Origin of the sequence: uncultured Agitococcus sp. (assembly GCF_937920075.1) — a bacterium.
Lineage (GTDB): Bacteria > Pseudomonadota > Gammaproteobacteria > Pseudomonadales > Moraxellaceae > Agitococcus.
The window spans coordinates 1-2,428 of record NZ_CALETI010000121.1 but is presented as its reverse complement, the minus strand read 5'-3'; the positions used below and the strand labels follow the sequence as shown (position 1 = coordinate 2,428).

Sequence of the window (2,428 nt, the reverse complement as noted above, 5' to 3'; positions counted from 1 at the left end):
AACGTGCATTGGATAGTTGAGCATTACGCCAAGAAATGGCCGTTTGATATGATTGTTTTGGATGAAGCGAGCAGCTTTAAAAGCTCATCAAGCCAACGATTCAAGTCATTGCGTAAAACAATACCTTTCACCAATCGCTTAGTTGAATTAACAGGAACACCAAGCCCTAACGGTTTACTGGACATATGGTCACAAATATATTTATTAGACAATGGTCAAAGATTGGGTAAAAGCATGACCGCCTACAAACAACGTTTTTTTGAATCGGATTATATGGGCTATAAATTTAAGCCTGTGAAATCTGCTGATAAAATCATTCATAAATTGATTGATGATATTGTCATCTCGCTAAACGTAGATGATTATTTAGAAATGCCAGAGCGTATTGATACTGTTATTAGAGTGCCATTGCCACCATCACGCATGGCCGAATATAAGCAGCTTGAGCGTGAGTTTTTGATACACATAAACGATAATGAGATTGTCGCATATAACGCCGCTACGCTTGCGGGTAAGCTGCTACAATACTGCAATGGTGCAATGTACACCGATGAGTTAAAAAACTGGACTGAGATACACTCTGCCAAACTTGACGCAATAGACGATATTATTGCCGAAAATAGCGATGAAAATTTACTCATTGCTTATAACTACAAAACTGACTTAATACGCTTACAGGCGCGTTATCCTGATGCTGTGGTATTAGATAAAAACCCTGATACCATCGCACAATGGAATAACGGCAATATCAAAATGTTATTAGCTCACCCCGCGTCCTGTGGACATGGCCTTAACCTTCAACATGGTGGCAGTATTATTGTGTGGTTTGGCTTGAATTGGTCGCTTGAGTTATACCAACAGTTTAACGGACGATTGCGCAGACAAGGGCAAACTAAACCTGTTCGTATTGTGCATATTGTCACTGATGGTTGTATTGATGATAAAGTGATGAAAGCGATTGAGAATAAGGCAATAACGCAAGATGAATTGTTAAACGCTTTAAAGTTGACAAACTAGCATAGCGAGGTAATTATTGCCGAGTTATGTATGTTTTGATTTACATTAAGCCCCGCCTAAAAAACGGGGTTTTTTGTTGCCTGAAATTTGTTGTTCTGACTGGAATCGAACCCACGACACAAGTCTCTACCACTGAGATACACAACAACAAAATGGACGCTCGGGATTAACAACAAACCTTGCTTTTTCAAACAATTAGAACGCCCATTTTGTTATTGACTCTTATCAAGCGCAGCGAGTCGTCTGCCGTCCATATCCTTGCTTGCACAATAAACCTAAGCCATGCCATCAAAATCGTCGTCTTTAACACCACGACCAATAGCCATCGCAACGATAAACAAAAATAAAATGCCGCATAAAACACCTAAAAATTGTTGCAATATGTCCATTTGTCCTACCTCTTTATGTTTGTTTTTGGACTATGCTTAAATGGGTCTTATAAAATCATTGTAAACACTCTAATAACTTATTAACTGTCTTTAACGTGGGGTTCGTTAATTTGCCGCTAATCATTTTTGATATTAAGGCATGGTTGACTCCTGTTGCTTTAGCAACAGAATATTGCGAACCGTGTTTTTCAATAGCTTTTTGCGTCAATTCTTTAGCATTAATAGTTTGATAGTTCATACAACCCCCTTAGATGTTTTTATGTTAATTTATTAAATTATTTTAGTCAAACCTATGGTATTGATTTTTTTATGTGTTAATATGTTCACATACCAAGCGAAAGCAAAGTATCCTGCCTCGCAGCCAAGAAAAGGCCATATTGCCATGCTGTAAGAGGAGAACGTCACACATCGGGTAAGTGTTGGTGACAGGTCGAAAGACCAAAAACAAAGTGGCTCTTTGCTGTTTGGGTACGCAATGCTTAAACAGTGCCGAGTTGCAGGGTTAGAGAGTCTCTATCGAGAGTCACTTTGTTTTTGTAGTCAGGAGAAAAAAATGGGCATAGATTTTGTGTTTGATAGTCACGGCAATATGTGGACTATCGAAGAATGGTCTTCTGTTTGTCCTCTCACTTGGAATAGTGAGCGCGTTTTAACAGAAGATGATGTTAAAAACTTTTATGACCCAAGCGGTTATAACGAATAGCAAAAAGCCCTTTTGTATTGCGAGTACAAAGGGGCTTCTTTTTTTGTAGTCAGTCAGAAAACTAACGAGGTAATTATGAGTAAATTTTATGTAGATGTCCAGTTTAAAAAACAGGGCTGTTTTAGTGTTGAAGTTTTTGCAAGCGACAAACAAGAAGCAACGCAAAAGGCTTTAACTTTGGCTCGTAATTGTGGCTATGACGGTGCTGTTAAAAAAACAACAGCAAAGGAGATTTGATAATGTTCTTAAAATTGGCTACGGTGATGGCCTTCTTAGTGGCTCTTTTAGTTATTTGTATGTTGGTCAATGCGATTGTCGA

The 2,428-nt window shown here is 38.4% G+C and carries 4 protein-coding genes; 3 read left to right on the top strand and 1 reads right to left on the bottom strand.

Translation table 11 applies throughout. The features are described from left to right. On the top strand, positions 1-1,017 hold a 1,017-nt coding region (locus Q0212_RS04380; RefSeq protein WP_297922774.1), incomplete at its 5' end, for a DEAD/DEAH box helicase. A gap of 444 nt (positions 1,018-1,461) precedes the next feature. Here the strand turns inward: Q0212_RS04380 and Q0212_RS04375 are convergent. Beyond that, positions 1,462-1,644, bottom strand: a complete 183-nt coding sequence (locus tag Q0212_RS04375; protein WP_297922772.1) for a helix-turn-helix transcriptional regulator — start codon at positions 1,642-1,644, stop codon at positions 1,462-1,464. Between the two features lie 315 nt (positions 1,645-1,959). Between Q0212_RS04375 and Q0212_RS04370 the strand changes: the two genes are divergently transcribed. Beyond that, a complete protein-coding gene (locus Q0212_RS04370) occupies positions 1,960-2,109 on the top strand; it encodes a hypothetical protein (protein ID WP_297922769.1) in 150 nt (49 codons plus the stop codon). Positions 2,110-2,184: 75 nt separating this feature from the next. Further along, on the top strand, positions 2,185-2,346 hold the full coding sequence (locus tag Q0212_RS04365; protein WP_297922766.1) for a hypothetical protein: 162 nt from the start codon (positions 2,185-2,187) through the stop codon (positions 2,344-2,346). The last annotated feature ends 82 nt before the right edge of the window (positions 2,347-2,428 follow it).

Coding starts and splice junctions, on each gene's coding strand:
- Q0212_RS04375 (WP_297922772.1), bottom strand. CDS start 1,644: ATGAACTATCAAACTATTAATGCTAAAGAATTGACGCAAAAAGCTATT.
- Q0212_RS04370 (WP_297922769.1), top strand. CDS start 1,960: ATGGGCATAGATTTTGTGTTTGATAGTCACGGCAATATGTGGACTATC.
- Q0212_RS04365 (WP_297922766.1), top strand. CDS start 2,185: ATGAGTAAATTTTATGTAGATGTCCAGTTTAAAAAACAGGGCTGTTTT.